Raw genomic sequence first — 4,146 nt, forward strand, 5'->3', positions numbered from 1 at the left:
GGACCGCCGACGACGATGCCGAGTCCCTGCGCGGTGACCTCCGGCATGAGGCGCTGAAGCGCGCGATCGTGGTCGAGCAGCGTGTAGCGGCCGGCGAGCAGGAAGCCGTCGGGCCGCGCGCTGTCGAGCGCCATCACCAGCTCGATCGGTTCGACGCGGTTGACGCCCAGTCCCCAGGCCTTGATCACGCCCTCGTCGCGCAGTCGGTCGAGCGCCTTGAAGGCGCCCTTGCGCGCGCCTTCGAACACGCCCAGCCACTCGTCGCCGTAGAAGTCCTGGGCGACGTCGTGCACCCAGACGATCTCGATGCGATCGGTCTTCAGGCGCTTGAGGCTGTCCTCGATGGAACGCAGCGTCGCGTCCTCGGAGTAGTCGTTGACGATCTTGTTGGGGCGGCCGTACTTGAAGACGTCGCCCTTCTCGCCGTTGTCGCGGGCGCTGACATCCTCGACCTCGTCGAGGATCAGGCGGCCGACCTTGGTGCTGATGACGTACTCGTCGCGCGGGCGGTCGGCGAGCGCGTCGCCCATGCGGATCTCGGCCAGACCGGCGCCGTAGAACGGCGCGTTGTCGAAGTAGCGGATGCCGTCGTTCCAGGCGGCGTCGACGGTGGCGCGGGCCTCGGCTTCCGGGATGTCGCGGAACATGTTGCCCAGCGGGGCGGTGCCGAATCCCAGCTTGCCGGGGAGGAGGTCTTTCAGAGCCATGGGAAATCCTTTCGGGAAGAGCTGGTTCCCAATCTAGCGGCCGACCGGCGATTCATGAAATTGAATCGGTGAACTGCAGATATTCCCCGGCCGCATGGGCGCGCGTCAATCGATCCAAAGGACTAGCGACCGCCGCGGAGGGCGACGTCTTCCAGACCGATCACCAGACGCCGGCCCAGCAACTGGACCGCCTCCGCGAGGCGCGGCAGCTTGGAGGAATGATGCGGATCGAGCAACCGCCTGACTTCCTTTTCGTCGACACCGAGTCGGCGCGCCAGCTGAACTTTTGAAACGCTCGCGGACTGCATCGCAGCATGCAAGGCGGCCTTGGCTACCGTTTCCGGCGGCGGCGACACAAGATGTTCGCGTCGGCGCGTCCGTGTGGCTGTCGGAAACGCGATGCCTTCCGACATATAGAGCGCGAAGACTTCATCCATCGCGTCGCTTGCTTCGCTCAGCGCATGACCCAGATCTTCACCTTGGGTGATCAGCGCCGGAAGATCGCGACAAGTCACTACGAACCCGCCCTCCGGAGCAGGCTCCAGATGCACGGCGTACTCAAATCGTTCCATGGCTTTCTCCTTCAGAGATCAGTGACGCGAACGCCAAGTTGCGTGCACATCGCATGCAATGTTCCGGTCTTCAACTCGTCCTTCGGATTGCGGACAACGGTGAACGCCGCGCCGAAATGCAGTAGCTGATGGCTCCCCTTTCCGCGCTTCGAATTCAACTGGACGCTCACGCCGCGCGCGCGGCCAAGCGTCCGGATTCGCCTGATGAAGTCGTTGCCAGTCATGCAACGGACTTTCGGACAATTATGTCCGAATCGACAATGACTGCAACTCGTGGACTTCAGCTGATCCAACACTGCAATCAGTGCCGGAACGGCAGATTGAAGAGGGCTGAATCTCTGTAGATCAATGCTGGCCGCTCATGAGCGCCGTGACCAACGCGATCACCCCGGGCTGCTCCAGCGCCTGCCCCGTATGGCAGAGCATCAGCGTGCGGCGCGCCCACGGCTCGTCGAGGCGGGCGACATGGACGCCGGCCGTCCGCTCGCGTTCCGCCGCGCTGCGCGACATCACCGCCACGCCCGCGCCGGCTTCGACCAGCCGGACGATCGCCTCGAAGCCGGACACGCGCACGCGGTGATGCGGCACGCGGCCGCTGCGTGCGGCTTGCGCGAGCAGATAGCGGCTCAGTCCGGCGTCGGCGCCCAGGCCGACGAACGGACGGTCCAGCAGCTCGATGAAACGCACGCTCTTCGGCGCCCGCCCCCGCTTGACCGCGGGCAGCAGCGCGACCAGTTCGTCCTCCACCCAGGGCCGCGCCGTCAGCCCCGTCGTGTCGACGTGGTTGGTGACGATCACGACATCGGCGACGCCTTCGCGCAAGGCCTGCAGCGCGGCGTCGCTGGGCGCCTCCTGCAGCTCGACGTCGATGTCCGGATGCTCCGCGAGGAAGCGGCCCAGCCGCGGCGGCAGCGCCTCGACCAGCGCGGCCGTGTTGCCGAGCAGACGCACCGTGCCGCGCAGCCCGCGACCGAAGGCCGACATCTCGATGTGCAGCGAATCCAGCTCGGACAGCACCCGCCGGGCCTGGCGCGACAGCGCCCGGCCCGCGTCGGTCGCCACGACGCCGGACTTGGAACGGTCCAGCAGCCGCACACCGACCCGGTGTTCCAGCCCCTTCAGACGCGCGCTGGCGGCCGCGAGCGACAGGCTCATCGCCGCCGCGCCGGCGGTGATCGAGCCGTGCGCGACGACCGCCTCGAACAGCTGCAGGTCGAAGGGATCGACGCGGTAGTCGATCGGTCGGGCGGTGGAGCGCGTTGCGTTCATCGAGGCCATCCAGGTCATCCTCTTGCGAACGCGAAGGATATCCGCCGTACATCGAGATCGACAGTCTCCGGGCGGACCTCGAAGATGCGCCGCATGGCTTCCATCTCCTTCGCGGCGCTCGCGCCCTGGCTCGGCATCGGGCTCGTCTTCGTCCTGGCCGGCGGCGTCAAGGGCGTCACCGGCATGGGCCTGCCCACGGTCGCCATGAGCCTGCTCGGACTGTGGATGGCCCCCGCGCAGGCGGCGGCGCTGCTGGTGATGCCGTCCCTCGTCACCAACATCGCCCAGTGCCAGGGCCCGGCCTGGCGCCGCATCGTCGGGATGCTGTGGCCGGTGTGGCTCGGCATGGTCGTCAGTACCGTGTGGGGACCGGACCTCAGCGCGGTCGCGCCCATCGACGCGCGCCTCGCCCTGGGCGCCATCCTTGTCGTCTACGGCTTGTGGGGCCTGTGGAAACCCGTCGTCCCGCAGGTCTCACCGCACGCATGGTGGATCGGCCTCGCCGCCGGACTGGCGACCGGCTTCGTCACCGCCTCGACCGCCGTCTTCGCGCTGCCGCTGGTGCCCTATCTGCAGGCGCTGCGCCTGGACAAGGACACGATGATCCAGGCGCTCGGCCTGTCCTTCACCGTCGCGACGCTGTCGCTGGCCGCGCGGCTGCATTCGTTCGAGAGCGGGTCGGTGCTGACCGTGTCCTCGCTGGTGGCGCTCGCCGCCGCCTTCGCCGGGCTGGGCGTCGGCGCCGCGGTGCGGGCGAGGATCAGCCCGGCGACTTTCCAGCGCGCGCTGTTCCTCGTGTTCGTCGCGCTCGGCGTCGCCAACCTGTGGCGCGGCCTGTGAACGCGCGGGACGAGCGCTGCGAACTGGCGGCGCTGCTGGAGCGCGCCTACCGGCTCGCCCTGTGGCTGCACGATGCGGAGCGCGTCGATCGCGTGGACACACCGGGCGAACCCGGCGCCTCGCAGGCGAGCTTCGCCGTGCACGTCGCCTCGTCGGAGCTCGTCGACGTGCTCGACGAGGCCCGCGCGCGGCTGGTGGCCGGTGCGAGCCATGCGATCGGTCCGGCGATCAACCCAACCGGAACGCCGACGCCAGTTCGTTCATCCGCTCCGCCTGATCGTTGAGCGAGGCCGCCGACGCGGCGGCTTCCTCGACCAGCGCCGCGTTCTGCTGGACCATGCGCTCGACGTCGGTGAAGGTGCCGCGCAACTGCTGGAGGCTGACGGCCTCCTCGGCGACCTCGTGGGCGATGCGCTCGATCTCGGCGCTGACGGCGCCGATCCCGCGCTCGATGCCGGCGATGGCGGCGCCCGCGGCCTGCACCTCGGCCTGACCGCGCTCGACGCGCGTGACCGATTCGCCGATCAGCACCTTCACCTCGCCGGCCGCGCCCGCGCTGCGCTTGGCCAGGTTGCGCACCTCGGCGGCGACGACCGCGAAGCCGCGGCCCTGCTCGCCCGCGCGCGCCGCCTCGACGGCCGCGTTCAGCGCCAGAATATTGGTCTGGAACGCGATGCCGTCGATCACCGAGATGATGTCGACAATCCGCGTCGCCGAGGCGTTGATCGTCTCCATCGTCCGCACCACCTGCGAGACCA

At 68.6% G+C, this 4,146-nt stretch carries 7 protein-coding genes; 2 read left to right on the forward strand and 5 right to left on the reverse strand.

From position 1 onward, the window contains the following. From VF536_RS23655 to VF536_RS23670, 4 genes are all read right to left on the reverse strand, one after another. On the reverse strand, positions 1-707 hold a 707-nt coding region (locus VF536_RS23655), incomplete at its 3' end, for an aldo/keto reductase (protein ID WP_331617371.1). Positions 708-829: 122 nt separating this feature from the next. Beyond that, a complete protein-coding gene (locus VF536_RS23660; RefSeq protein WP_331617372.1) occupies positions 830-1,279 on the reverse strand; it encodes a type II toxin-antitoxin system HicB family antitoxin in 450 nt (149 codons plus the stop codon). A gap of 11 nt (positions 1,280-1,290) precedes the next feature. Continuing rightward, positions 1,291-1,503: a type II toxin-antitoxin system HicA family toxin gene (locus VF536_RS23665; protein WP_331617373.1), complete on the reverse strand. Its 213-nt coding sequence runs from the start codon at positions 1,501-1,503 to the stop codon at positions 1,291-1,293. A 121-nt stretch (positions 1,504-1,624) separates the two neighbouring features. Then, entirely contained in the window at positions 1,625-2,548 is a 924-nt protein-coding gene (locus VF536_RS23670) for a LysR substrate-binding domain-containing protein (RefSeq protein ID WP_331617374.1), read from the reverse strand. Between the two features lie 93 nt (positions 2,549-2,641). Between VF536_RS23670 and VF536_RS23675 the strand changes: the two genes are divergently transcribed. Both VF536_RS23675 and VF536_RS23680 read left to right on the forward strand, forming a co-directional pair. Continuing rightward, on the forward strand, positions 2,642-3,388 hold the full coding sequence (locus VF536_RS23675; protein ID WP_331617375.1) for a sulfite exporter TauE/SafE family protein: 747 nt from the start codon (positions 2,642-2,644) through the stop codon (positions 3,386-3,388). Continuing rightward, entirely contained in the window at positions 3,385-3,672 is a 288-nt protein-coding gene (locus VF536_RS23680; protein ID WP_331617376.1) for a hypothetical protein, read from the forward strand. The genes VF536_RS23675 and VF536_RS23680 overlap by 4 nt, the downstream gene beginning before the upstream one ends. Here VF536_RS23680 and VF536_RS23685 read toward each other — a convergent pair. After that, the coding region (locus tag VF536_RS23685) for a methyl-accepting chemotaxis protein (protein ID WP_331617377.1) at positions 3,617-4,146 on the reverse strand (530 nt) is incomplete at its 5' end. The two genes, VF536_RS23680 and VF536_RS23685, sit on opposite strands and share 56 nt — an antisense overlap.

Source organism: Roseateles sp., assembly GCF_036486225.1.
Classification (GTDB): domain Bacteria; phylum Pseudomonadota; class Gammaproteobacteria; order Burkholderiales; family Burkholderiaceae_C; genus Roseateles.